This is a genomic window from Noviluteimonas gilva (assembly GCF_009740395.1).
Lineage (GTDB): Bacteria > Pseudomonadota > Gammaproteobacteria > Xanthomonadales > Xanthomonadaceae > Noviluteimonas > Noviluteimonas gilva.
On the sequence record NZ_WOXT01000002.1, the window covers coordinates 61,905 to 86,431 of the forward strand.

Sequence of the window (24,527 nt, forward strand, 5' to 3'; positions counted from 1 at the left end):
AGGCCGCCGGACGGCCGCTTATACTCGCGGGCCGTTCACCCACCCAGGATCGCCTGCCCGATGCGTCGTCGCTTGCTCGCACCCCTGCTGCTCTGCGCAGCCACCGCCCAGGCCGACGAAGGCATGTGGATGCCCTCGCAACTGCCCGACATCGCCACGCAGCTCAAGGCTGCCGGCTACAAGGGCGACCCCAGGCAACTGGCCGACCTCACCCGCGCGCCGATGAACGCGGTGGTGAAGGTGGGCGGCGCCACCGGCGCCTTCGTTTCGAAGGACGGGCTGGTGCTGACCAACCACCACGTCGCCTTCGGCGTGATCCAGTACAACTCCAAGGCCGACCGCGACCTGATCCACGACGGCTTCGTCGCGGCCGACCGCGCCGGCGAACTGCCGGCCAACCCCGACTTCCGCGTGTTGGTGACCACCGGCTTCGACCGCATCACCGACCGCATCCTCAACGATGCGCGCGGCAAACAGGGCCGTGCGTATTTCGACGCCATCGACGCCGCCACCAAGGCCGTCGTCGCCGATTGCGAACGCGAAGCCGGCACGCGCTGCAGCGTCGCGAACATGGATTACGGCAGCGACTTCTACCTGATCCGCCAGCTCGAACTGCGCGACGTTCGCCTGGTCTACGCACCGCCCGAATCCATCGGCAACTACGGCGACGAGATCGACAACTTCATGTGGCCGCGCCACACCGGCGACTTCACGCTGCTGCGCGCCTATGTGGGCAAGGACGGCAAGCCGGCCGACTTCGCGCCGGACAACGTGCCGTACGCGCCGCCCGCGCACCTGCAGATTTCCACGCGCAACGTGCAGCAGGGCGACTTCGCGATGCTCGCCGGCTACCCGGGCGTGACCTATCGCCATCGCATGGCCTCGGAGTTCAAGAACCAGATCGAATGGCAACTGCCGTCGCGCGTGGCGCTGTTCGACGGGATCATCGATACGGTCGAAGGCGCCGCGAAGGGCGACAAGGCCGCGCAGGTCGCGTACGCCTCGCAAGTGCAGTCGATGAAGAACAACCTCAAGCGCGCGCAGGGCGAACTCGACGGCCTGCGTCGCAGCGACGCGGTGCGCATCCGCAACACCGAAGAAGCCGCGCTGCTCGCGTGGCTGGACAAGCAGCCCGACGGCGCCGCCACGCGCAAGGACATCGACGCCGCGCAGGCGCTGCTGTCCGGTGCGATGACCACGCGCGACCGCGATCAGCTCGTTTCCTCGATCCGCGGTTCGACGCAATTATTGAAAGCCGCGCTCACCGTGCAGCGCCGCGCGATCGAACGTACCAAGCCCGATGCGCAGCGCGAGTCCGGCTACCAGGAACGCGACGAAGCCTTGATCGTCGGTTCGTTCAAGCAGGTGCAGCGCCGCTACGACCCGAAGGTGGAGAAGGCGATCCTCGCGCACCTGCTCGCGCAGTACCGCGCGTTGCCGACTGCGCAGCACCTGCCGGAAATCGACGCGGTGTTCGGCACGACCGAGGCCGATGCGACGGCGAAGCTCGACGCGCTCTACGCCGGCACGAAGCTCGGCGATGAGACCGTGCGTCTTGCGACCTTGCAGGATGCGAACGTCGCCGCCAGCACCGACCCGATGCTCGTCGCCGCGAAGACGCTGTTGCCGGCGTACCTGCGCCTGGAAGAAGAGAGCAAGCAGCGCGACGGCGACCTGCTGCGCCTGCGTCCGGCCTACATGCGCGCGCTGAATGCGTACAGCAAGTCGCAGGGTCGCGCGGTGTATCCGGACGCGAACTCCACGCTGCGCGTCAGCTACGGCAAGATCACGCCGATGTCGCCGCGCGATGGCATCGACTATCGCCCGCTGACCACCGTGCAGGGCATCGTCGAGAAGCACACGGGGCAGGCGCCGTTCGATGCACCCAAGCCCTTGCTCGATGCGATCGCGAAGGGCGATTTCGGCACGACCGCCGATCCGGTGCTGAAGACGCAGACGGTCGACCTGATGACCAACCTCGACACCACGGGCGGCAATTCCGGGTCCCCGGTGCTGGACGCGGACGGAAAGCTCATCGGCCTGAACTTCGACAGCAACTGGGAAGCGGTGAGCGCGAGCTGGTATTACGACCCGCGCTTCAAGCGCGCGATCCACGTGGACATGCGCTATTTGCGCTGGCTGCTGGCGAAGGTCTATCCCGCGCCGCATTTGCTGCAGGAAATGCACCTCCCGGCCGAGTAAGGCATCCGGGAACTTTCCACTGGAGCGCGCCCCCGCGGCGCCTCCAGTCTTCTCGCCGCGGGCCATCCGGCTCACGACGAGGAAGCGCTCATGCGCAAGCTACGAATCGCAGCAGCCCTCGGCCTGCTGCTTCCGCTCGCGGCGCAGGCCGCGGGCCAGACGACCTGCGCGAAGATCACTGAAGCGCAGGTCGCCCGGTTGTTCGACACCTGGAACACGACGGCGATGACGGGCACGCCCGCACAACTGGCCGCGTTGTACACCGACAACGCCGTGTTGCTGCCGGCGGTCTCGAACAAGCCGCGTTACACGAAAGCCGAGCGCATCGCGTTCTTCTCGAAGTTCGACCAGAAGCGCGCCGTCGGCCGCGTCGACGAACACCATGTGCAAATCGGCTGCAACGCCGTGATCGATTCGGGCGTCTACACGCTCACCCTCGCGCAGGGCACGCATGTCAAAGCGCGTTACACCTTCGTCTACGTGTACGACGGCAAGCGTTGGCTGATCGCCAACCATCACTCGTCGGCGATGCCCTCGTTCAACGAAGCCGATTGAACGAGCACGATTGAACGCGCACGGTCAAGCGTCGGGCAGCGTGTAGTCGAACGTGTAGAAATGCTGGCCGTCGACGATGTCGATGGCCATGCGCCCGCGCAATCCTTCCAGGCCGTCGGTGCCCGAGTCGGGCACCACGGCCAGGTCGAGCGCCGGCGTGCCGCGTTCCATTTCACCGAGGTGACGGAAGAAGAACGTGCCGCTGCGGCCTTCGAGCGTGGCGACGACGCGTTCGATCGCGACGTAACAGCCCGAACCCGGCGTAGCGGTCATCGCCGCCATCATGTGCACGACGCTGGTGGCGTCGAGCGGGCCCTCGAATGTCTTGTCGAAACGGAAGTGGCCGGCTTCCACGCCATCGCCCATGTCGACGGCCGGTTCGGCGCCGCGCTTCACTTCGAACGTACCTTTCGCCTGTCGCGTCATGGGGGTTGCTCCGTGGAGGGAAGCGCATGGTAGGCTGCGGTGGTCGCGGATTCCCATGCCAGCCGGCCCCGTTTTCCGACACGCAGCAGTGAAATTGGTACCACCGGGCACACCGCCCGACGATGTCGCATTCCGTCCCGCCGGCTCGCAAGGTTGTCCGCGCTCCTTCCCCAACCGGAGCGTGCGAATGAAAGTGCTGGCCTGCGATGGCATCCATGAAGACGGTCTCGCGCTGTTCCGCCTTGCCGGCTGGGACGTGGCGGTGGCCGATCCCATCAAGAATCCCGACGATCTCGCCGCGGCCCTGGCCGACGTCGACGCCTTGCTCGTGCGTTCCGCCACCCCCGTGCCCGCCGCCGCGCTCGAACATGCGCGCCGCCTGCGCGTGATCGGCCGCGCCGGCGCGGGCGTGGACACGATCGACGTCGACGCCGCCACGGCGAAAGGCATCGCCGTGATGAACGCGCCCGACGGCAACACGCTCGCCGCCGCCGAACACGCGCTGTCGCTGCTGTTCGCACTCGCGCGCCACATCCCGCGTGCCGATGCGGGCATGAAGGCCGGGCACTGGCCGAAGGCGGGCCTCACCGGATTCGAACTCGAAGGCAAGCGCCTCGGCGTCATCGGCCTGGGCCGCATCGGCGGCACGGTCGCGCGCAAGGCGCAGGGTATCGGGATGGAAGTCGCGGCCTACGATCCGTTCCTGCCAGCCTCGGCGGCGGGGAAGGGCAGCGTGCCGCTCAAGACGCTCGACGATCTTCTCGCATGGGCCGACATCGTCACGCTGCACATCCCGCGCACGAAGGAAACCACGCACCTGTTGTCGGAAGCGCGCCTGCGCGCGATGAAGCCGGGCGCGTACCTCATCAATGCCGCGCGTGGTGGCTTGGTCGACGAAGCGGCGCTGCTGCGTTTGCTCGACGAAGGCCACATCGCCGGCGCGGCGCTCGACACCTTCGCGACCGAACCGCTGCCGGCCGATTCGCCGCTGCGTCCGCATCCCAAGCTCATCCTGACGCCGCATCTGGGCGCATCGACCAGCGAAGCCCAACAGGCGGTGAGCACGATCCTCGCGCGGCAGGTGATCGACTTCGTCGCGACCGGCGCCGTCGCCGGTTGCGTCAACCTGCCGCCGCTGACCGCGGAGGCCGCGCGCGAAGTCGGCCCCTGGATGCCGCTGATGTCCGCGCTGGGCCGCCTCGCAGCGCGCCTGGTGCGCGCGCCGACGCAGTTGACCGTCACCTACGCCGGACGTACCGAAGCGCTCGACACGCGCCCGCTCACGCGCCTGCTCGTGGCCGCGCTGCTCGGCCAGCATTCGGGCCGCGTCACGCCCGTCAACGCGCTGCAGGAAGCCCATGCGCGCGGCCTGGTGGTGGCCGAAACGATCGGCGGCGACGGCGACGGTTTCGACCGCCTGCTGCGCATCCGCGTGGAAGGCGCCGACCGCGTGCGCGAGATCGAAGCGACGCTGCATCGCGGCCCGCGCGTCGTGCGGCTCGACGGCGTCGAGATCGAATTCGACCCGCAAGCCCATGTGTTGCTGCTGCGCAATGAAGACCGGCCGGGCATGATCGGCATGGTCGGTTCGCAGCTCGGCGCGGCCGGCATCAACATCGTGAACTTCGCGCTCGGCGCGGCCGGCGACGGACAGGCGCGTGCCGCGATCACCGTCGACCAGCCGCTCGACGATGCGCAACTGTCCACCCTGCGCGCCACGCCCGGCGTGCTTTCGCTGCAACAGGTCTGAGCAATGAAAATCCTCCTCGCCCGTCACGGCGAAACCGCGTGGAATGCCGAAGGCCGTTATCAAGGACAGGAAGACATTCCCTTGTCCGAGGTCGGCGAAGCGCAGGCGCGTTCGCTCGGCGAACGCCTGCGCCACGTGCACATCGATCGCGCGGTGGCGTCGCCGCTCAAGCGTGCGCTGCGCACCGCCGAACTCGCGCTGGGCGAAGACCGCGTCGCGAAACTCACGACCGACGCCGGCCTGATGGAAATCGCGCACGGCACGTGGGAAGGCCTGCTCGCCGCGGAGATCCGCGAACGCGACCCCGATCGCCTGCACGCATGGCGCCACGCACCGCACGAAGTGCTGATGCCCGAAGGCGAATCGCTGCAGCACGTCATCGATCGCGCATGGCCCGCGCTGCAACGCGCGACCGAAGGCCTGGGCGAACACGACACCCTGCTGGTCGTCGCGCACGACGCGGTCAATCGCGTGCTGTTGTGCAAGGTGATGGGCCTGCCGCTGTCGCGCCTGTGGACCTTCCGCCAGGCGCCGACCACGCTCAACCTGCTCGAAGGCGACGACGTCGATCACCTCGACATCGTGCGCATGAACGACGCGACGCATCACACCGCACTGTTCGGCGAAGCCGTGCATCGGGCGCTGTGATGTCGACGCAACGCACGCTCGCCGACTGGCTCGAGTACATCGAACGCCAGCATCCGAAATCCATCGAACTCGGCCTGGACCGCGTGCGCGAAGTCGCCGATCGCATGGAACTCGTCGCACCGGCGGAGAAATCGATCCTCGTCGCGGGGACGAACGGCAAGGGCTCGACGGTCGCGTTCCTCGAAGCGATCGCGCGCGCCTCGGGTTTGCGCGTCGGCACCTACACCTCGCCGCACTTGCTGCGTTACAACGAACGCGTGCGCATCGACGGTGCGCAAGCGGACGACGCGCATCTGGTCGATGCGTTCGAAGCCGTCGAAGCCGCGCGCGGCGACACGCCGCTGACCTACTTCGAGTACGGCACGCTCGCTGCGTTGTGGTTGTTCGATCGCGAACGCCTGGATCTGGCGATCCTCGAAGTCGGCCTCGGCGGGCGCCTGGATGCGGTGAACATCGTCGATGCGGATGTCGCGGTGATCACGACGGTCGACCTCGATCACCAGGATTGGCTCGGCGACGACCGCGAAACGATCGGCAAGGAAAAGGCCGGCATCGCGCGCGGCTGGAAGCCGCTGGTGCTGGGCGACGATGATCCGCCGTCGAGCGCGCTCGGCCACGCGTATCGCATCGGCGCTTCGGCGATCCGCGCGAATTGCGATTTCTTCTTCGAACCCAACGACGACGGGACATGGCGCTGGCGCGAGGTGAACTTCGCGCTCGACCTGCCGATGCCCGCGCTCGCCGCGCCCGTGCAGATGCGCAACGCGGCGACCGCGATCGCGGCGTTGCGGGCGCTCGATATCCCGATGACGCGCGAAGCGATCGCCGAAGGCGTCGCGGGGGCGCACCTGGCCGGTCGCCTGCAGCGCGTGATGAAGGGCGGTGTCGAGATCCTCCTGGACGTCGGCCACAACCCGCAGGCCGCGGGCGCGTTGGCGCAATGGCTCGCGTCGGCGCCGGTGACGGGCCGCACGCTCGCGGTCTACGCCGCGCTCGCGGACAAGGATTCGGCGGGGGTGGTCGCGGCATTGGCCCCGCGCATCGATGCCTGGTGGCTCGCCGGGATCGGCGACGCAGGCCCGCGCAGCACCGATGTCGATGCGTTCGCCGCGCGCCTTACGGGCACCGCGGCCGCGGACGGCGCGCGCCACGCAACGGTTTCCGAGGCGATCGCCGCCGCGCTGGCACAGGCGAAGGCGGGCGATCGGGTGCTCGTCTTCGGTTCTTTCCACACCGTGGCCGACGCAATGCGTGCCCTGGGTTCAGAAGGCGGCCAAGGGCGAAGGCTATAATTGCCGCCGGCAACATCGCCCGTCGCCGCGGTCAAAGCCCACTCGATGGAACCCGCACTGAAACAGCGCCTCGTCGGCGCGGCCGTCCTCGTCGCGCTGGCCGTGATTTTCCTTCCCATGCTGATCCAGGGCCCCGCGCCCGAAAGCGGCGTGGCCGATGTTCCGCTCGAAGCCCCGGCTGCACCGCAGGGCGAGTTCGAAACCCGCGATCTGCCCCTGGTGGCGCCCGAAGGCGCGCCGGCGGACGGCGCACTCGGAATGCAAAGCGCACCGCAGACGCCCGCGATCGCGAGCGCAACGACCGTCAGGCCCGCATCGCCGGCCACGATCGTGAGCGCGCCGCTGAAAGACGCGACGGCCACGACGACGCAACCCCTTCCTGAAGAAGCCGCGGCCCCGCAAGCGCCGGCCGCGATCTACCCCGCGCCGACCGCGGGCGGCAACTACGCCGTGAACGTGGGGAGTTTCAGCACCGCCGCCTCCGCCGACACGCTCGTTGCTTCCATGCGCACCGCCGGCCTGGCCGCGTTCCGCGAAGCGGGCAGCGTCGACGGCAAGACCGTGCAGCGCGTGCGCGTCGGTCCGTTCGCCACGCGCCCGCAGGCCGAAGACGCCCGTTTGCGCGCGGCCAAGGTCAAGGGGACCGCGACCCCGCGCGTCGTCGCACTCGATGCCGACGTCGCCGCCGCCACGCCGCCCAAGCCCGTCGCGACCGCCACCAAGCCCGTGACGAAGCCCGCCGCGCCGCGCACCGTCGCCGCCAAGCCCGCCGCTGTCGCCTCCGTGCCGGCCGCTTCCGGCACCGGGTTCGCCGTCCAGCTCGCCGCGTTCAGCAAGTCGGCCGATGCCAACGCCCTGCGCGACAAGCTCCGCGCCGCCGGATTCAGCGCTTTCACCGAAGCGGTGGCCACCGACAAGGGAACCCTCACCCGTGTTCGGGTGGGCCCGGTGTTGAATCGCGGCGAAGCGGACCAACTCAAAGCGCAGGTCAAGAGCAAAGTCGGCCTGGACGGCGTCGTCCGTCCGCATCCCTAAGCGTCAGGAATCCCCAATCCATGTGCGGCATCGTCGGAATCGTCGGAACCTCGGAAGTCGCAGCGCAGCTCTACGACGGCCTCACCGTGCTGCAACACCGCGGCCAGGACGCTGCGGGCATCGCCACCACCGATCGCCACAGGCTGCGCGTGCAGAAGGGCAACGGCCTGGTGCGCGACGTGTTCAACGCAGAATCCATGGCGCTGCTCGAAGGCCGCGTGGGCATCGCGCATTGCCGCTATCCCACCGCCGGCTCCGAAGGCGCCGACGAGTCGCAACCCTTCTACGTCAACTCGCCCTACGGCATCGCGCTGGCGCACAACGGCAACCTGGTGAACACCGACGCGCTGCGTCGCGAGGTGTTCGAACAGGATCGCCGCAACGTCAACACCGAATCGGATTCCGAAGTCCTGCTCAACGTGTTCGCGCATGAGCTCGATACGCAAAAGGCGCTCACACCCGACTCCGTGTTCCGCGCCGTCGAAGGCGTGAACCGTCGCGCGAAGGGCGGCTACGCCGTCGTCTGCGCAGTGCTCGGCCTCGGCCTGGTCGCCTTCCGCGATCCGCACGGCATTCGCCCGCTCGTGCTCGGCAAGCGTTCCTCGCCCGGCGGCGACGAGTTCTGCATCGCGTCCGAATCGGTCGCCCTCGACGTGCTCGGCTTCGAACGCGTGCGCGACGTCGCGCCCGGCGAAGCGATCGTGATCACCGCGCGCGGCGAGTTGTTCGCGCAGCAGACCGCGCCGGCGCAGCTCACGCCGTGCATCTTCGAGTACGTGTACTTCGCGCGTCCCGACTCGATGATCGACGACATCTCGGTGCACAAGGCGCGCATGCGCATGGGCGTGACGCTCGGCGAAAAGATCCTGCGCCTGCGCCCGGACCACGACATCGACGTCGTGATCCCGATCCCCGACACCTCGCGCGATTCCGCGCTCGAGATCGCCAACACGCTCAACGTGAAGTACCGCGAGGGCTTCATCAAGAACCGTTACGTCGGCCGCACCTTCATCATGCCGGGGCAGGGCGAGCGCACGAAGTCGGTGCGTCGCAAGCTCAACCCGATCCCGCTGGAATTCCGCGGCCGCAACGTGTTGCTGGTCGACGACTCCATCGTGCGCGGCACCACTTCGCGCCAGATCGTGCAGATGGCGCGCGACGCCGGCGCCAAGAAGGTGTATCTCGCCTCCGCCGCGCCGCCCGTGCGCTATCCGAACGTCTACGGCATCGACATGCCGTCGACCGACGAGCTCATCGCGCACGGCCGCACCGAAGCGGAAATCGAACAGCTCCTCGGCTGCGACTGGCTGATCTACCAGGACCTCGCGGATCTCGAAACCGCCGTCGCCGGCCCGAAGCATCCGGGCCGCAAGTTCGACAGCTCGTGCTTCAGCGGCGAGTACGTGACCGGCATCGATCCCGATTACTTCGAGCGCATCAGCAAGCTGCGTTCGGACGACGCGAAAAAGAAACGCCGCATCGCCTCCTGACGCCATGGCCTCGCTGTTCGATGCAGCGCGCGCGTGCCTCGACGCGGACACGCCCGAGGCCAAGCTCGCATTGACCGCGCAGGCCGCGGCGGATTTCGCGCAGGGCATGTTCGCGACGCTCGAAGACGAGCGCGAACCCGATCCCATCCGCATGCCCGGCCGCCCGCCGCGCCCGCACCTGGTGCATCCGCGCGCATTGCCGCGACGTGGCTTCGGAAGCAACGAAGGGCGCGCGGCGTTCATCCATGCCGTCGCGCACATCGAGTTCAACGCGATCGACCTGGCGTGGGACGCGGTGTATCGCTTCCGCAGTTTTCCGGCCGATTACTACCGCGATTGGGTCGGCGTCGCCGCCGACGAAGCCCGTCACTTCGCGATGCTGCGCAAACGCTTGCAGGACTTCGGCCACGACTACGGCGACTTCGACGCGCACAACGGCCTGTGGGAAATGGCGGAGAAGACCGCGCACGACGCACTCGCGCGCATGGCGCTCGTCCCGCGCGTGCTCGAAGCGCGCGGCCTGGATGTCACGCCCGCGATGATCGACAAACTCCGCGCGCTGGGGGACGACGCGACCGCCGACATCCTCGTCGTGATCCTGCGCGAAGAAGTGGCGCACGTCGCCGCGGGATCGCGCTGGTATCGCTGGTGTTGCGAAGTGCACGACATCGAACCGCGCGCGATGTTCCGCGACCTGCTCGCCGAATACGCGCGCCCGGTGTTGCACGGCCCGTTCAACCTGGCCGCGCGTAGGGCGGCGGGCTTCGACGACGAAGAATTGGCGTCGCTGCAGCAGCTCGACGCGGAATCCAAGCGCTGACTCAGACCAGCGCGGACAATTTCGCGCCTTCGCGATCCACGCGCAACACCGACCCCTGTTCGTACCAATCGCCCAGCACGATGCGCGTGCCGTGCGCTTCGTCGTGCACCTTGGGCCGATGCGTGTGCCCGTGGATCAGCCGCGGAATCCCGAAGCGCGCCATCGTCGCGTCGACGGTCGCCTGCGAGACATCGGTGATCGCTTCCATCAAACCGTCGCGCTTCAAACCTGATTGATGCGCCTGGCTCGCCGCGCGCGCCTGCTTCGCGAAGGCGATGCGATTGGCCAACGGCTGCGCGAGGAACTGCGCCTGCCACTTCGGATCGCGCGTCTGCGTGCGGAAGGCTTGGTACGCCTTATCGTCGGTGCACAGCGTGTCGCCGTGCATCAACACCGCGGGCGCGCCTTCGAGGACGATCACCGCCGGGTCCGGCAGGATGCGCATGCGCGCGCGCTGCCCATAGGCCTCGCCGAGCAGGAAGTCGCGGTTGCCGCGAATGAAATACGAGGGCGTGCCCGCGCGATCGAGCGCTGCAAGGCGATCGGCCACGAACGCGCCGACCTCGGACGGGTCGTCGTCGCCGACCCACGCTTCGAACAGATCGCCCAGGATGTACAGCGCGTCCGCGCCACGGGCTTCCCCTTCCACGAACTTGCCGAACAACTCGGTGATCGCGGGCCGTTCGGCGTCGAGGTGAAGGTCGGAAATGAACAAGGTCGTCATCGCGGGCATTCTAAGCGGCGCAGGCGTAAAATCGCCGGTCTTTCGCCCAGTTGCCGCGACCCATGGCCGTCCGTACCCGTTTCGCCCCGAGCCCCACCGGCTACCTCCACATCGGCGGCGCGCGCACCGCGCTGTACTGCTGGCTGGAGGCGCGCCGCCACGGCGGCGCCTTCATCCTGCGCGTGGAAGACACCGACCAGGAGCGCAGCACGCAGGCGGCCATCGACGCGATCCTCGAAGCGATGCAGTGGCTGAACCTGTCCTACGACGAAGGTCCGATCTACCAGACGCAGCGCCTGGACCGCTATCGCGAAGTCGCCGAGCAGATGGTGCGCGACGGCACGGCGTATTACGCCTACGAGACGAAGGAAGAACTCGAGGCGATGCGCGAGGCCGCGATGGCCGCCAACGAGAAGCCGCGTTACAACGGCGCGTATCGCGATGCGAACGCGGGCTTCCGCGACGTGCCCAATCGCGTCATCCGTTTCAAGAATCCCGTCGACGGCACCGTCGTGTGGGAAGACAAGGTGAAGGGCCGCATCGAGATCGCCAACAGCGAACTCGACGACCTGGTGATCTTCCGCTCCGACGGCTACCCGACGTACAACTTCGCGGTCGTGGTCGATGACATCGACATGCGGATCAGCGACGTCGTGCGGGGCGACGACCACGTCAACAACACGCCGCGGCAGATCAACATCTATCGCGCGCTCGGCAAGCCGGTGCCGCATTTCGCGCACCTGCCGATGATCCTGGACGAGCAGGGCGCCAAGCTCTCCAAGCGCACGGGCGCGGCCGACGTCATGCAATATCGCGACGCCGGCTACCTGCCGCACGCGCTGCTGAACTATCTCGCGCGACTGGGTTGGTCGCATGGCGACCAGGAGATCTTCTCGATCGCCGAACTGGTGTCGCTGTTCGACCTGAAGGACGTCAACGCGAAGGCCTCGCGCCTGGACTCGCAGAAGCTCGGCTGGCTCAACCAGCAGTACCTGAAGTCCGACGATCCGGTCGAAGTCGGCAAGCACCTGGAATGGCACCTGCGCAATGCCGGTTACGACCTCGCGCAGGGCCCGACGCCCGCCGACATCGTGATCGCGCTGCGCGACCGCGTGCAGACGTTGAAGGACATGGCCGAGCGCGCGGCCGTGTGGTTCGGTCCGTTGACGACGTACGACGACGCCGCCGTCGCCAAGCACCTCACCGCCGGTGCGCGCGCGCCGCTCGCCGATGCGCGCGATCGCCTCGCGGCATTGCAGGAATGGTCGGCCGACAGCGTGAGCCAGGCGCTACACGCGAGCGCGGAAGCGCTCGGCATCGGCATGGGCAAGGTCGCGCAGCCGATGCGCGTGGCGATCACCGGCACGCAGGTGAGCCCGGACATCTCGCACACGGTGTACCTCGCCGGGCGCGACCAGGCGCTCGCCCGCATCGACGCGGCCCTTGCAAAACTGCCTGCCGGGGACTAATTCAAGGACATGGGCCACCACGCTTCCTGCACCGACCCCAAGCACCACGTCCACGATGGCGATGCCTTCGTGCTCGAGGTCGAGCGGTCGTGCGAAGCGCGCGGGCTGAACCTCACGCCGATCCGCGCGACCGCGATGCGCCTGATCGCCGATGCGGGCCGTCCGTTGAAGGCTTACGAATTGCTGGATCGCATGAAGGCGACGCACGAAGGCGCCGCGCCGCCGACGGTGTATCGCGCGCTCGATTTCCTCGTCGAGAATGGCTTCGTGCACAAGCTCGCGTCGATCAACGCATTCGTCGGCTGCCACCATCCGGGTGGCGAAGCGCATGCGGTGCCGTTCCTGATCTGCGATGAATGCCACTCGGCGATGGAGCTGGAGGACGACAGCATCGTGTCGTCGCTCGATGCCTCCGCCCGCGCGCTGGGCTTCGCCCCGCAGGCGCAGACGCTTGAAGTGCACGGCATCTGCGCGGACTGCGCCGCGCAGCAGTAATCAGCGCGCTGTCATCAGCGCGCCGTCATCAGAAGAACGTCCGCACGCCGAACGCGAACCCGCGTCCCGCGAGCGGCGCGACGTCCTTGAGGAACGACGTGTGCGCACGCGCCGTTTCGTCCAGCAGGTTCGTGCCGTCCAGGAAGAACTCGAAGGCATTCGCGTGTTTCGTATCCACGTGCCACGCCAGGTGCGCATCGACGAGCGTGTAGCCCGGCGTCGCCGTTTCGAACGCCGCCACGCGATCCTGTCGCTGCACGCGCAAGGCATTCACCGACGCGCGCCAGCCGCCTTTTTCCCAACGCCATTCCGACCCGATGCGCGCCGGCGCGATGCGCGGCAAATCGCCGCCGTCGACGAGCGAGGCACGCACCAGGTCGCCGTAAACGCGCCAATCCCACGCACCGGTCGCGTTGTCGGCGATGTGCCAGGTCGCTTCGCCTTCGGCGCCGTTGAAGCGCGCGTCGCCCTGCGTCCACTGGCGCACGGGCAGGTCTTCTTCGATCAGCCCGGTGTCGTTGAGATAGATGAAATCGTCGTAGCGCACGTGATAGATCGACGCGGCGAGTTCCACCGGACCGGTGTGCCAATGCACGCCGAGTTCGGCGCGATTCGCGGTTTCCGCATCGAGCAACGGCTGCCCGTGTTCGACGCTCTGCGTCGCCACGTGCGTGCCGTTGGAATACAACTCTTCGGCGGTCGGCGCGCGTTGCGCGCGATCCAGGCCGAGGTCGAAGTGCAGGTCTTCGCTCGCATTGAAGCGCAGGCCCGCGGAGAAACTGGACGTGGTGAACGTGCGATCCGGCCCGATCGCCGTCGCCGCGTCCGCATCGATTTCGTTGCGGTCGCCGCGTGCGCCGAGTTCGAGACGCCACGCATCCCCGAATTCGCGATTGCCGATCCAGAACAGGCCCGCGTCGCGCCCATGCGTACTCGGCACGAAGGCTTCTTCGCCGACCGCCGAGAAATCACGCACGCCCCACTGCACGCCGAACGCGCCGTTCCATCCTGCGATCGGCTGGTGCACGAGTTCCAGGCGGCCTTCGTCGCTGGTGTTTTCGAAGCGCGTGCCGACTTCGTTGCCTTCGAGCTCGGCATGTTCGTATTCGGTGTGGCCCATCTTGAGCCGCAGGCTGGCGAAGGGGCCGATGTCGTCGATGCCCGCGCGCACTTCGGTGCGGCGCTGGTCCATGTCGATGCGCACGCCGCCTTCGTCCTGCGTGCCCGGAATGCCGTAGAGCGTGGAATACAGGCTCGCGCTTGCGCCGAAGTAACCGCGCGAACCGATCCACGAGCCACCGAGCGCGGCGCTGTCGGTGCGGATCGCCGTGCCGGCCAGGGTGCCGATCGGCGTGTCGGTGTCGCCCGTTTCGCGATGCACCGCGTCGGCGTGGATCGCGAAGTTCGCCGTGCTGCCATCCACGCGCACCATGCCCGTGCGTTCGTCGTTCACCGTGCCCGCGCGCAACTCGGCGCGGCCTTCGAGCGGTTCGTCGGTCAGCGTTTCGGGCACGCGCCCATCGACGACGTTGACCGCGCCACCGATCGCGCCGCTGCCGTAGAGCAGCGTCGCCGGGCCTTTCAGCACTTCGATCTGGTCGGCGAGGAAGGGTTCGATCGACACCGCGTGGTCGGCGCTGACGGTCGAGACGTCGCCGGAGCCCAGACCATCGCTGAGCACCTGCACGCGCGCGCCGTCGAAGCCGCGCACGATCGGCCGGCCCACGCCCGGCCCGAAATACGAGGACTGCACGCCCGGCAGCTTGCCGACCGTCTCCCCGAGCGTGCTCGCCTTCGCCTCATCGAGCCGCTCGCCGGAAAGCACCTCCACCGGCCGCGTCATCTCGTCGGCGGTGGTGGGCAGGACCGCGCCCTGGATCTCGACGGCCTTGAGCTCGGTGGTGTGGCGATCCTGGTCCGGGGCGACCGGCGGGTCCGTCGCCAAGGCGGGGAACGACAGGCTGAACAGCAGGGCGCAGGCGAGGGGATGCAGACGGGGCATGAGGATCCGAGGGAGTGAACTTCCGTTGACGAGGAATGTTATATTGTTTCAACGCAGCCTCGACGTGGCCCGAAAGTCATACCCGCCCAACATTCATCGAATGTCGCCCGCCCAACGCTCCCATCGCTTGCTCGATCGCCTCGGTGCCGCCGGTTCGCTGGTGTGCGCCGTGCATTGCGCGTTGCTGCCGATCGCGATCGCGGCGCTGCCCGCGCTGGGTCTGGCGTCGGCCAAATACGATGGTTTCGAGCGCGCGTTCGTGGCTTTCGCGACGCTGGTCGGCTGCTTCAGTGTGTTCTGGGGCTACCGCCGCCACGGCGCCGTGCGCGCGCTGGGCCTGTTGATCCCGGGCCTGGTCGCGCTTTGGTCGGGCATTCTCTTCCCGCCGCTGCATCACAACCTGGTGTTGCATGCGCTGGTGATGACCGCGGGCGGCACGCTCGTGGGCCTGGCGCACATGGCCAACCTGCGGCTGGTCCACGTCCACAACGCCAGTTGCGCCCATTGATCTGCTAGGCTTTGCGCCCTCGCGCGCAACCTGCGCGCAGATTTCGATACCGGATACCAGGAGCATCACGATGGGCAAGGGCGACCGCAAGACCGCCAAGGGCAAGCGCTACAACGCGAGCTACGGCAACGCGCGTTCCAGCGCTTCCACCAAGGCGGCGGGCACGGCCAGCGCGCCGGCGGTGAAGAAGACCGCCACCAAGACGACGGCGGCCGCCAAGGCCCCGGCGAAGAAGGTCGTGGCGAAGAAGACCGCTTCGAAGGAATAAGCGAAGCAGGGAACCGGGAAACCGGGAACCGGAAAAGCAAAAAGCCGCGCTGCGAAGCGCGGCTTTTCTTTTGCCCCGGCGGTTCCCGGTTCCCTTCCTACTTCTTCCCGGCCTTCGCCTCGATCTCGCCCCACACGCGCAGCAGGTTTCCGCCGAGGATCTTGCGGATGTCGGCTTCCGAATATCCGCGCTGCATCAACCCTTCGACGAGCACCGGATAGTCCTTCACCGACTTCAGGTCGACCGGCAACTCACCCGACACGCCATCGAAGTCAGACCCGATGCCGATGTGGTCCACGCCCACCAGCTTGACGCCGTAGTCGACCTGGTCGAGCACCGAATCCACGTGCAGCACCGGCGCCGGGTGCGCCTTGGTGAACTGCTTCTCGAAGGCGTCGATTTCGCCCGACGACTTGCCGGCCTTCTTCATCGCCGCCATCTGCGCGCGCTTGTCCGACCATTCCCGCGACTGCTTGTCCGACAGGAACACCGTGCCGAAGGACAGCTGGATCACGCCGCCTTCCTTCGCGATCGCGACCGCGAGGTCGTCGGGCAGGTTGCGGTTCCAGGTCGGCGTGAAATGGCGCAGGCCCGAGTGGCTCGCGATCACCGGGACGTCGGTGAGGCGCAGCACGTCGCGCACCGCGTCGTCGGAGACGTGCGAGACGTCGACGATGATGCCGAGGCGATTCATTTCGGCCACGACCTTCTCGCCGAACGGGCTCAGCCCGCCCCAGGTGTGGGTTTCGACGTACGACGAGTCCGCGATGCGATTGTCTTCGCCGTGGCACAGCGTGATGTAGCGGATGCCGCGGTCGAAGAAGAACTGCACCTTGCCCAGGTCATCGCCGATCGGCGCACCGTTCTCCATGCCCATCGGCAGCATCACCTTGCCGACGTTCTTCTCGACATCCTTCGGCGAAAGCAGCAGCGCGAACTTCTCCGGCGCGCGCGCGGCGAGCGAACGCACGGCGTCGATCTGCAGGTTCGCGATCGTCCACGCCTTGCCGTCCTTGTCTTCTTCGGCCGAGGTGAAGATCGACATCCACGGTGCGTCCAGGCCGCCTTCCTTCGCGCGCGGATAGTCGAACTCGCGCTTGGGCGTCAGCACGGTGAGGTCATTCCAGTCGCCGATCAGGTTCTCCGGCGCATCGATGTGGGTGTCGACGATGAGCGCGTCCTGCGCGAGCTTCCGCGCGGCGGCGGAAGGTTCGGCGGCGTGCACCACGCCGACCAGGCACAACGGAAGAAGAGCCAAAACGTAACGACGCATGCAACGCACTCCCCGGTGGAACGAAAGGTCACGCAGCGCGGACACCGCCTGCGTGGACGGAATGGACCAGATCACCGCCGAGCCAATAGCACAGCTCCGCGGGATGACGCACGTGCCAGACGACGAAGTCGGCGCGCATCCCGACGCGCAACTGGCCACGATCGTGGAAGCCGAGTGCGCGCGCACCGTGCGTCGTCGCACCGCGCAGCGCTTCTTCCGGCGTGAGGCGGAAATGCGTACAGGCCAATTGCATCGCCTGGCGCAGCGACAACAACGGCGACGTGCCCGGATTGCAATCGGTCGCCACCGCCATCGGCACGCCGTGCGCGCGGAACAGATCCAGCGGCGGCAGCTTGGTGTCGCGCAACACATGGAACGCACCGGGCAACAGCACGGCGACGGTGCCGCTCGCGGCCATCGCGCGCACGCCGGCTTCGTTGGTGTGTTCGACGTGGTCGGCAGACAAGCCTTCGAATTCCGCCGACAGCCCCGCGCCCCCCAGGTCGCTCAACTGATCGGCGTGCAACTTCACCGGAAGCCCCAGTGCGCGCGCGGTTTCGAACACGCGCCGCGTCTGCGTGGGCGTGAACGCAATGCTTTCGCAGAACGCATCGACCGCATCGACGAGCCCCTCGGCATGCAGGTCCGGCAGCCAGGCGCACAGCGCTTCGACGTAGCCGTCCGCGTTGCCCTTGAACTCCGGCGGCAGCGCATGCGCCGCCAGATACGTGGTGCGCACCGTGATGCCCAGCGTCTGCCCGAGCTTGCGCGCGACACGCAACATCCGGCGTTCGCTTTCGAAGTCGAGCCCGTAACCGGATTTGATTTCCAGCGTCGTCACGCCGTCGCGCAGCAAGGCTTGCGCGCGCGGCAGCGATTGTTCGAACAACGCGTCTTCATCGGCGTCGCGCACGGCGCGCACGGTCGAGAGGATGCCGCCGCCCGCGCGTGCGATCTCCTCGTACGTCGCCCCCTGCAACCGCATCTCGAATTCGCGCGCACGATCGCCCGCGAACACCAGGTGCGTGTGCGCATCGACCAACGCAGGCGTGACCCAACCGCTCGCCTCGATCACTTCACGTGCGAGCGTCTCGGGCGAACCCGGCAGGTCCGCGCGCGGCCCGACGTAGGCGAGCACGCCGTCCTTCCACGCAAGCGCGCCATCGGTGATCTCGCCATAGCCGGTGGGCTCGGCCAGCGTGGCTAGCGAAGACCCGATCAGCAGGCCATCGAAGGGGAGGGTGGAGGCGGACATGCGTGTGGATTGTAGGGTCACGGCCCGGGGGCGAGAATGCCGGCATGGAGACCCTGCACGCGGAACGCCTCTGGACCCCCGGCGGCTGGCGGATCGACGCCGGCTTCACCCACGACGGCGGGCGCATCGTCGAATGCACCGGCGCGCAGCCCAGCGAAGGCGCGGCGTGGGTGGTGCCCGGCATCGCGAACCTGCATTCGCACGCGTTCCAGCGCGCGATGGCGGGCCAGGCCGAGCGCCAGACCCATCCGCAGGATTCGTTCTGGACCTGGCGCGAGACGATGTACCGCTTCGCCGCGCGCTTCGGCCCCGACACGCTGCAGGCCGTCGCCGCGCAGCTCTACGTCGAAATGCTCGAAGCCGGTTACACGACGGTTTGCGAGTTCCACTACCTGCACCACTCGCCCGACGGCCGCCCGTACACCGATGCGGCCGCGATGTCGCACGCCCTGGTCGAGGCCGCGCGCGAAACCGGCATTCGCCTGACCTTGCTGCCCGTGCTGTACATGACCGGCGGTTTCGACGGTCGCGCGCTCACCGAACGCCAGAAACGCTTCGGCCACGATCTCGATGGCTTCGTGCGCCTGTTCGAAACGCTGCATGGCGAGCAGGACGAAACGCTGCGCGTCGGCATCGCGCTGCACAGCCTGCGCGCCGTGCCGCCCAATGCGATGCAAGCGGTGCTGGCGCAACTGCCCGCCGAAACGCCCGTGCACATCCACATCGCCGAGCAATTGCCCGAAGTCGTCGACTGCGTGGCGCTGCGCGGCGCGCGCCCCGTCGAATGGCTGCTCGCGAATGCGAATGTCGACCGCAACTGGACCCTCGTCCACGCCACGCACATGGACCAGGCGGAAATCGCGGGCGTCGCACGCAGCGGCGCCACGGTGGCGATCTGCCCGACGACGGAAGCCAACCTCGGCGACGGCCTGTTCCCGCTGCGCGCCTTCCTGGAAGCCGGCGGTTCGTGGGGCATCGGCTCGGATTCGCACGTGTCGGTTTCGCCGGTGGAAGAACTGCGCTGGCTCGAATACGGGCAGCGCCTGGTCACGCACCACCGCAACGTTTCGGTCGGCACGGCGACGAACAGCGCCGGGGAATCGCTGCTGCACGATGCGTTGGCGAGCGCGGAGCCATCGACGGGCCATGCGATCGGCTGCTTCTACAACGGTGCGTGTGCCGATTGGCTCGTGCTCGATCGCGACGCGCCGCAGTTCATCGGCGCCACGACCGACGATGCGATCGACCGCTGGTTGTTCGCCGGCAACGCGCCGCACATCCGCGAAGTGAGCGTCGCCGGCAAACGCGTCGTACACGAAGGCCGGCATCGCGAACGCGAGGCGATCTTCACGCGGTTCAAGGCGGCGATGCATACGTTGCTCGCATGATTCGCCAACTGTTTTCGCGGCTTTTGCAGAAGGCGGCCACGCCAGCATCGACTGTGCCTGCGCCGACAACGGCGCTCGAAAGGCGTTTGATCGAGCTCCTTGGATCGCATGACACGCGTGCAGCATTGGCGTCGATCGACGGCAGCGATTGGCTTCGAATCGACGAGCGCCTGCGCTCCCATTCGCAGTGGAGCGTGAACGAGGCGCAATCGACGGCCGAGGAAGCGATTGCATTCTGGCGGTCGACACCGGATGCCGACATCGCTTTGTTCGCCGTGGCGTGCGGATTCGATGGCTATCGCCGGCAGGCCGCGCTGCGCGCGCTGCGCGACTTTCCAAGTCCGATCACGTGGGCGACCGCGTTGATCCGTTGCGACGATTGGGTGGCGCAGGTGCGCGAGGAGGCGACGCAACTTGCACACCATCTCATTGAAGTCCGCGCGCCAGGCCTCCATGGCCATCTCGACCTGATCGTCCAGTTGCGCAAACGCGAGCGATTCACCGCGACGACGATGTCCTGGCTGGATCGCGCGCTGCGTGAACCGCGCGATGCCGATGTCCGGTGGAACACGCCTTCGCCTGCGTCTCCCCATGTGCGGCGCCTCGCCTTTGAACTGATCGAAGACAGCGACCCGCAGAACCTCGAAGCATTGTGGCTCCGCGCCGCGCGCGATCCCAATGCGGCCATCGCGTTGCGCGCCGTTGCGCGCGCAACCGGCGAAACGCGCGAACGCGTACTCGCCGCTGCAGCACGCAACCCCAATGCGGCGGTGCGTGCCGAAGTGTTGCGCGCGAAAGTGCGCGAAGGCGCGGCCGACGCCCGCGATGCCGTCACAAGCGCCTTGTTTGATCGCGCCAATGCACCGCGCACGACGGCGGCATGGATCGCGCGCAACACATTGCACATCGAGCCTCGCGACCTCTGGCGCGCAGCGGTCGACGCGGGCGCGGAGCCTGCTGCCGGTGTCGCATTGCGCGCGCTGAATTCCCAAGGCGACGCGGCGGATCTGCCACGCTTCGTTGCGGCCTTGCGATCCGGCGACGCTCGCCACCGCACGGCCGGATTGGCGGGCATCGCATCCGTCGCGCCGGAAGCGCTGGACGACTGGCTCCCCGCTGCGCTGATGGATCCGGCATCGCGGGTCGCGCGCCTCGCCGTTCGGCTGGCGAGGCGCATGGGGTGGTCGCCTTCGACCGAACTCCTCGAACGCCTGCATTCGGAGGCAACGAGCGAAATCGCGAGGACGCGGCTGCTCAGCGTCGCGCATCTGCCCGGCAAGTGGGCGCACCTTGACCTGCTTCTGGCCTGGCTGGTCGACACCAAGCCCATGGATCGCAAGTTGATCGGCCTGCACTTGCTCGACTGGCTGCGCAACGAGTCACGCAGCATGCTTCCGCTGGACGACGCGACGCGTGCGCGCCTGCTCAATCGCATGGCGCGTGCGCAGGGCCACGCCCACGGCGGAATACGCCACGACCGCATGGACTGGGATCGCATGCGCTTCGTGCTGGAGCACGCATGACCGAGCGCAAGCCTGGCCGAACACGACGCATCTTCGAACGCGCCATCATCCGCAGCGACGACTGGGTCGATGCGGCGTTCGATCGCCTCAACACGCGATTCGGTCGCAATCGTCCGCAACACATCGCCGCCTATCGCGGCTATGCCGATGCGCAAGGCGTTGAACTCCTCGGCCGCGTGCTCGCGCAGAAGCCCCTCGGCGGGCCGGGTGAGCACGACGATTGGTGGGACAACCTGCTCAACACGTATCGGCGATTCGATACCGATGAAGTGCCGCGCGTCCCGCTCGTCGCCACGTTCCGCGGGATGCGGCAGGACACGGTGACGGACCACGAGGGGTACTACGCCGCGAGCTTCGCGCCGACGGTCCCCGCAACCGACACGCTCTGGGCCGACGCGCGCATCGCGCTGCACGACGGCACGCTCGACACCGCGCAACCCGTCCTGCAAGTGCTGCCGAGCGCGCCCTTCGGCATCATCTCCGACATCGACGACACCATCCTGCAGAGCAGCATCACCGATTGGAAGATCGCCGCTCAGCTCACGTTCCTCGGCAACGCGCGCACGCGCAAGCCGCTGCTCGGTGTCGCGAAGTTGTACGCCGCGTTGCAGGCGGCGACGAACCCCTTGTTCTACGTCTCCAGCTCGCCGTGGAATCTGTACGACCTGCTCGAGGATTTCCTGGAACTCAACGCGATCCCCGCCGGCCCGATCTTCCTGCGCGACATCGGCACCGACACCGGCAAGTTCATCAAGACGCAGGGCCACGGTCACAAGCTCGAACGCGCGCGCATGCTGATCGCGCGCAATCCGCAATTGCGCTGGGTGTTGCTGGGCGATTCGGGGCAGGCGGACGCCGAGTTGTATGCGGAGGCCGCGCGCGAATTCGGCGATCGGCTTGCTGCGATCTACATTCGCGATGTCGATCCCGATGCAGACAGTCCGCTGGACGTCGGCGTGGACGGTTGGATCGAGAAGGTCGCCGGCACGAAGGTGCCGATGCTGCGCGCAAAGGACAGCGTCGCGATCGCCGAACATGCAGCGTCGATCGGATTGATCGCTCCTGCGGCGATTCCGACCATCGTCGCCGAAGTGCACAAGGACGCCGCGCGCCCCACGCTCACGCAGGCCGCGGTGGAGGAAGCCGTGGAGTCGACCCAGAAGCCGGACTGACCGACGGGCGTCCGACACGGTCGCTCGCCCGCGTTGATCCAGGTGGAGTTCGCGCTCGCGGAGGCGCCATGACCCCGATCCAATCGCGCCGACGTCTGCTTCGGCAACTCAGCGGCGTCGGCGTGCTCGCGCTGGCGTCGCCCTGGCACCAAGCGCTCGCCGCGTTGATCCCGACGCCTGAGCAGACGGCAGGCCCGTTCCGGCCCCTGCGTCCCTTGGAGAGCGATGCGGATCTCACGATGGTCAAGGGCGCGAAGGCGCACGCCGACGGCCAGATCATCCAGGTCACCGGTCGCGTGCTCGATGTCGACGGCAAGCCCATCCGGGGGGCCGCGGTCGAACTCTGGCAAGCCAACGCGCGTGGACGCTACAACCATCCGCGCGACGTCAATCCCGAACCGCTGGACCCGAACTTCCAGGGCTACGCACGCGTGCTCACCGACGACGACGGTCGCTATCGCTTCAAGACCGTCAAGCCCGGCGCGTATCCGATCAACCCGATGAATCCCAACGCGGTGCGCACGCCGCACATCCATTTCGACATCGCCGGCAAGCGCACGCACCTGGTGACGCAGATGTATTTCCCCGGCGAAAAACTCAACGCGAGCGATCGCATCTTCAGCGCAATGGGCGAAAACGGCGCCACGACGATCGCGCGTCTGCTCCCGCCGACCGGGGACATGGCATCGAGCGAGATGCACTTCGGTTGGGACATCGTGCTCGCCTGATCACGCGCCCCATTGCTTGAGGTTGAGGAACTCCCGCCGCGTCTTCGGCCCATACGTGACGAAGCGCGGATCCGGCGCGTTGCGATAGTTTTCGCGTTCGCGCGCCACCGCATCTTTCGCCAGATGCTTCGACAGCACGTCTTCCGGCACCGGATACAGCTTCAGCGCATTGCGCCCGAAGATCTTCGCGCGCACCGCCGGCGTGATCTCCGCATAGCCGTACCTGTCGCGGAACTCGGACGAAATCTGAAACGCACGGAAGGCCTGGATCTGATCCTGCGGGCTGCCGTACCAGATCGAATCGGTGCCCCACAGCACGTTGTCTTCGCCCACGTGCGCGAGCAGCTTGCCCATCGCGTGCGCGGCCATGTCGGGATCGCGCATCAGGTAACGCCAGGTGGACCCGAGCTCGGCATACACGTTGCCGCCTTTGCCGATGCCGTTGTCGCGCAGGCTGGTGATCAACGCGTCGATGCCGTCGGTGCGCTTGGGGTCGTACGCGCCTTCGCCTTCGCCGGTCACGAAACCCGAGTGATAGATCAGGAAGTTGACGTCGGGGTAGCGCTTCGCGACGCGGCCGATATCCACGCACGTGCTGTGTTCGTAGGAGCGCGGGCCGAAGGGCAGGCCTTTATGGATCGCGATGTTGCGCACGCCCAGGCGCCGCGCTTCTTCGATCATGCGCAGGCCGGGTGCGTCGTCCATGAAGAAGCCCACGCCATCGGGCCCCCACTGCGTATACGTCTTCCACGCCGCGATCTTGAAGTTCTTCGCGAGGCGTTCCATGTCCTCGACATCGCCCGGCTGGTTCGGATTCACGCGTCCGTGCAGATAGAGCCGATGCGTGCCTTCCATCTTCTCGACGAGTGCCGCCGTGGCCGTGGCTTCCTCGATCGTCAGCGGCTCGCCTTCGCGCGTGGAGGGCACGAAGCTGAGAACGGTGAGATCGGTATCGGAGTCGAGGAAGATGTCCTTGACGAATTCATCGCGCCCCACGCAACGCAGGTAAGCCAAGCCCGGTTCGTCGGCGGCCGCGCAACCTTCGGTGCTCACGAACGACAGCGGCCGTGCGTCGGGCGGCAGGTCGTGCGTCCACTTGCCCGTCGGATTCACGAAGTGGCCCTGCACGTCGAAGATGAACTCGTTGCCCGCGATCGCGCTCTCCGCCGCGGCCGGTTCCAGGGCCGCTTCGGCCGGAATCGCATACGACGCGCCGCGCTTGCAGCCGGCGAGGAATGCGGCGTTCATCGCCAGCAACGTCGACGCGGCACCGCACAGCGAGACGAGGAAATCGCGTCGTGCGATGCCGAGACGACGCGCATGAAGCGTGGCGTTGGCGAAGGCGAGGTTGCGTGCGTGGTGGTGGATCGGATCCAGCGGCACCGGCTCGAATTCGCCATTGCTGGTGCTGTCGAGCTTGATCGGCAGCCGCAGGCCTTCGGGGTCGATGCGATCGCGGGGCATGACGCCCTCCGGCACGCGGAACGTGCACCTCACGCTATGC

At 67.5% G+C, this 24,527-nt stretch carries 22 protein-coding genes; 16 read left to right on the plus strand and 6 right to left on the minus strand.

Going from position 1 to position 24,527, the window contains the following annotated elements:
* The first annotated feature begins 60 nt into the window (after nt 1-60).
* The gene (locus GN331_RS07200) at nt 61-2,202 is read left to right on the plus strand and encodes a S46 family peptidase (protein WP_231734423.1); all 2,142 of its coding nucleotides are present in this window, start codon (nt 61-63) and stop codon (nt 2,200-2,202) included.
* Nucleotides 2,203-2,292: 90 nt separating this feature from the next.
* Complete coding sequence (locus tag GN331_RS07205) at nt 2,293-2,757, plus strand: SgcJ/EcaC family oxidoreductase (RefSeq protein WP_156641326.1); 465 nt, start codon at nt 2,293-2,295, stop codon at nt 2,755-2,757.
* 24 nt (nt 2,758-2,781) lie between these two features.
* Here GN331_RS07205 and GN331_RS07210 read toward each other — a convergent pair whose 3' ends face one another.
* Nucleotides 2,782-3,183, minus strand: a complete 402-nt coding sequence (locus GN331_RS07210; RefSeq protein WP_156641327.1) for a DUF3224 domain-containing protein — start codon at nt 3,181-3,183, stop codon at nt 2,782-2,784.
* Nucleotides 3,184-3,370: 187 nt separating this feature from the next.
* Between GN331_RS07210 and serA the strand changes: the two genes are divergently transcribed.
* Genes serA through GN331_RS07240 form a run of 6 tightly spaced genes read left to right on the plus strand, consistent with a single transcriptional unit; the run spans nt 3,371 to nt 10,218 of the window.
* Complete coding sequence (gene serA, locus GN331_RS07215) at nt 3,371-4,933, plus strand: phosphoglycerate dehydrogenase (protein ID WP_197427043.1); 1,563 nt, start codon at nt 3,371-3,373, stop codon at nt 4,931-4,933.
* A 3-nt stretch (nt 4,934-4,936) separates the two neighbouring features.
* Nucleotides 4,937-5,581, plus strand: a complete 645-nt coding sequence (locus GN331_RS07220) for a histidine phosphatase family protein (protein ID WP_156641329.1) — start codon at nt 4,937-4,939, stop codon at nt 5,579-5,581.
* Nucleotides 5,581-6,873: a bifunctional tetrahydrofolate synthase/dihydrofolate synthase gene (folC, locus tag GN331_RS07225; protein WP_156641330.1), complete on the plus strand. Its 1,293-nt coding sequence runs from the start codon at nt 5,581-5,583 to the stop codon at nt 6,871-6,873. The genes GN331_RS07220 and folC overlap by 1 nt, the downstream gene beginning before the upstream one ends.
* Before the next feature lie 45 nt (nt 6,874-6,918).
* Nucleotides 6,919-7,908: an SPOR domain-containing protein gene (locus GN331_RS07230; RefSeq protein ID WP_156641331.1), complete on the plus strand. Its 990-nt coding sequence runs from the start codon at nt 6,919-6,921 to the stop codon at nt 7,906-7,908.
* Nucleotides 7,909-7,928: 20 nt separating this feature from the next.
* Nucleotides 7,929-9,398 (plus strand): amidophosphoribosyltransferase, encoded by a 1,470-nt coding sequence (gene purF, locus GN331_RS07235; RefSeq protein ID WP_156641332.1) that lies wholly within the window; start codon nt 7,929-7,931, stop codon nt 9,396-9,398.
* 4 nt (nt 9,399-9,402) lie between these two features.
* On the plus strand, nt 9,403-10,218 hold the full coding sequence (locus tag GN331_RS07240; protein ID WP_156641333.1) for a ferritin-like domain-containing protein: 816 nt from the start codon (nt 9,403-9,405) through the stop codon (nt 10,216-10,218).
* 1 nt (nt 10,219) lies between these two features.
* Here the strand turns inward: GN331_RS07240 and GN331_RS07245 are convergent, their stop codons facing one another.
* On the minus strand, nt 10,220-10,942 hold the full coding sequence (locus GN331_RS07245; RefSeq protein ID WP_156641334.1) for a UDP-2,3-diacylglucosamine diphosphatase: 723 nt from the start codon (nt 10,940-10,942) through the stop codon (nt 10,220-10,222).
* Nucleotides 10,943-11,004: 62 nt separating this feature from the next.
* On the opposite strand from GN331_RS07245, the gene gltX reads away from it, so the two are divergent.
* The gene (gene gltX, locus GN331_RS07250; RefSeq protein ID WP_156641335.1) at nt 11,005-12,411 is read left to right on the plus strand and encodes a glutamate--tRNA ligase; all 1,407 of its coding nucleotides are present in this window, start codon (nt 11,005-11,007) and stop codon (nt 12,409-12,411) included.
* A 9-nt stretch (nt 12,412-12,420) separates the two neighbouring features.
* The gene (locus GN331_RS07255) at nt 12,421-12,906 is read left to right on the plus strand and encodes a Fur family transcriptional regulator (protein ID WP_156641336.1); all 486 of its coding nucleotides are present in this window, start codon (nt 12,421-12,423) and stop codon (nt 12,904-12,906) included.
* A 28-nt stretch (nt 12,907-12,934) separates the two neighbouring features.
* On the opposite strand, the gene GN331_RS07260 is transcribed toward GN331_RS07255, so the two are convergent.
* Nucleotides 12,935-14,908, minus strand: a complete 1,974-nt coding sequence (locus GN331_RS07260) for a TonB-dependent receptor (protein WP_156641337.1) — start codon at nt 14,906-14,908, stop codon at nt 12,935-12,937.
* A gap of 100 nt (nt 14,909-15,008) precedes the next feature.
* On the opposite strand from GN331_RS07260, the gene GN331_RS07265 reads away from it, so the two are divergent.
* Together GN331_RS07265 and GN331_RS07270 are read left to right on the plus strand one after the other, a co-directional pair.
* The gene (locus GN331_RS07265) at nt 15,009-15,416 is read left to right on the plus strand and encodes a MerC domain-containing protein (RefSeq protein WP_156641338.1); all 408 of its coding nucleotides are present in this window, start codon (nt 15,009-15,011) and stop codon (nt 15,414-15,416) included.
* A gap of 1 nt (nt 15,417) precedes the next feature.
* Nucleotides 15,418-15,684, plus strand: coding sequence for a 30S ribosomal protein THX (locus GN331_RS07270; protein WP_231734449.1), 267 nt, complete (start codon nt 15,418-15,420; stop codon nt 15,682-15,684).
* 97 nt (nt 15,685-15,781) lie between these two features.
* On the opposite strand, the gene GN331_RS07275 is transcribed toward GN331_RS07270, so the two are convergent.
* Together GN331_RS07275 and hutI are read right to left on the minus strand one after the other, a co-directional pair.
* Complete coding sequence (locus tag GN331_RS07275) at nt 15,782-16,957, minus strand: dipeptidase (RefSeq protein ID WP_156641339.1); 1,176 nt, start codon at nt 16,955-16,957, stop codon at nt 15,782-15,784.
* Nucleotides 16,958-16,985: 28 nt separating this feature from the next.
* Nucleotides 16,986-18,212, minus strand: coding sequence for an imidazolonepropionase (hutI, locus tag GN331_RS07280; protein ID WP_156641340.1), 1,227 nt, complete (start codon nt 18,210-18,212; stop codon nt 16,986-16,988).
* A 44-nt stretch (nt 18,213-18,256) separates the two neighbouring features.
* Between hutI and GN331_RS07285 the strand changes: the two genes are divergently transcribed.
* The 4 genes from GN331_RS07285 (at nt 18,257) to GN331_RS07300 (ending at nt 23,023) form a co-directional block, all read left to right on the plus strand.
* The gene (locus tag GN331_RS07285; RefSeq protein WP_156641341.1) at nt 18,257-19,600 is read left to right on the plus strand and encodes a formimidoylglutamate deiminase; all 1,344 of its coding nucleotides are present in this window, start codon (nt 18,257-18,259) and stop codon (nt 19,598-19,600) included.
* Nucleotides 19,601-19,725: 125 nt separating this feature from the next.
* A complete protein-coding gene (locus tag GN331_RS07290; protein WP_156641342.1) occupies nt 19,726-21,123 on the plus strand; it encodes a hypothetical protein in 1,398 nt (465 codons plus the stop codon).
* Nucleotides 21,120-22,295 (plus strand): App1 family protein phosphatidate phosphatase, encoded by a 1,176-nt coding sequence (locus tag GN331_RS07295; protein ID WP_156641343.1) that lies wholly within the window; start codon nt 21,120-21,122, stop codon nt 22,293-22,295. The genes GN331_RS07290 and GN331_RS07295 overlap by 4 nt, the downstream gene beginning before the upstream one ends.
* A gap of 68 nt (nt 22,296-22,363) precedes the next feature.
* Complete coding sequence (locus GN331_RS07300) at nt 22,364-23,023, plus strand: dioxygenase family protein (protein ID WP_156641344.1); 660 nt, start codon at nt 22,364-22,366, stop codon at nt 23,021-23,023.
* Here GN331_RS07300 and GN331_RS07305 read toward each other — a convergent pair whose 3' ends face one another.
* Nucleotides 23,024-24,487, minus strand: a complete 1,464-nt coding sequence (locus GN331_RS07305; RefSeq protein WP_156641345.1) for an amidohydrolase family protein — start codon at nt 24,485-24,487, stop codon at nt 23,024-23,026. It lies immediately after the preceding gene.
* Nucleotides 24,488-24,527 lie beyond the last annotated feature (40 nt).

Excerpts from the sequence above, each read along its gene's own strand:
- gltX (WP_156641335.1), top strand. The coding sequence starts at position 11,005 with ATGGCCGTCCGTACCCGTTTCGCCCCGAGCCCCACCGGCTACCTCCAC.
- GN331_RS07200 (WP_231734423.1), top strand. The coding sequence starts at position 61 with ATGCGTCGTCGCTTGCTCGCACCCCTGCTGCTCTGCGCAGCCACCGCC.
- GN331_RS07260 (WP_156641337.1), bottom strand. The coding sequence starts at position 14,908 with ATGCCCCGTCTGCATCCCCTCGCCTGCGCCCTGCTGTTCAGCCTGTCG.
- GN331_RS07265 (WP_156641338.1), top strand. The coding sequence starts at position 15,009 with ATGTCGCCCGCCCAACGCTCCCATCGCTTGCTCGATCGCCTCGGTGCC.
- GN331_RS07275 (WP_156641339.1), bottom strand. The coding sequence starts at position 16,957 with ATGCGTCGTTACGTTTTGGCTCTTCTTCCGTTGTGCCTGGTCGGCGTG.
- GN331_RS07285 (WP_156641341.1), top strand. The coding sequence starts at position 18,257 with ATGGAGACCCTGCACGCGGAACGCCTCTGGACCCCCGGCGGCTGGCGG.
- GN331_RS07230 (WP_156641331.1), top strand. The coding sequence starts at position 6,919 with ATGGAACCCGCACTGAAACAGCGCCTCGTCGGCGCGGCCGTCCTCGTC.
- GN331_RS07300 (WP_156641344.1), top strand. The coding sequence starts at position 22,364 with ATGACCCCGATCCAATCGCGCCGACGTCTGCTTCGGCAACTCAGCGGC.
- GN331_RS07205 (WP_156641326.1), top strand. The coding sequence starts at position 2,293 with ATGCGCAAGCTACGAATCGCAGCAGCCCTCGGCCTGCTGCTTCCGCTC.
- GN331_RS07210 (WP_156641327.1), bottom strand. The coding sequence starts at position 3,183 with ATGACGCGACAGGCGAAAGGTACGTTCGAAGTGAAGCGCGGCGCCGAA.
- serA (WP_197427043.1), top strand. The coding sequence starts at position 3,371 with ATGAAAGTGCTGGCCTGCGATGGCATCCATGAAGACGGTCTCGCGCTG.
- GN331_RS07255 (WP_156641336.1), top strand. The coding sequence starts at position 12,421 with ATGGGCCACCACGCTTCCTGCACCGACCCCAAGCACCACGTCCACGAT.
- GN331_RS07240 (WP_156641333.1), top strand. The coding sequence starts at position 9,403 with ATGGCCTCGCTGTTCGATGCAGCGCGCGCGTGCCTCGACGCGGACACG.
- GN331_RS07295 (WP_156641343.1), top strand. The coding sequence starts at position 21,120 with ATGACCGAGCGCAAGCCTGGCCGAACACGACGCATCTTCGAACGCGCC.
- purF (WP_156641332.1), top strand. The coding sequence starts at position 7,929 with ATGTGCGGCATCGTCGGAATCGTCGGAACCTCGGAAGTCGCAGCGCAG.
- hutI (WP_156641340.1), bottom strand. The coding sequence starts at position 18,212 with ATGTCCGCCTCCACCCTCCCCTTCGATGGCCTGCTGATCGGGTCTTCG.
- folC (WP_156641330.1), top strand. The coding sequence starts at position 5,581 with ATGTCGACGCAACGCACGCTCGCCGACTGGCTCGAGTACATCGAACGC.
- GN331_RS07220 (WP_156641329.1), top strand. The coding sequence starts at position 4,937 with ATGAAAATCCTCCTCGCCCGTCACGGCGAAACCGCGTGGAATGCCGAA.
- GN331_RS07245 (WP_156641334.1), bottom strand. The coding sequence starts at position 10,942 with ATGACGACCTTGTTCATTTCCGACCTTCACCTCGACGCCGAACGGCCC.
- GN331_RS07305 (WP_156641345.1), bottom strand. The coding sequence starts at position 24,487 with ATGCCCCGCGATCGCATCGACCCCGAAGGCCTGCGGCTGCCGATCAAG.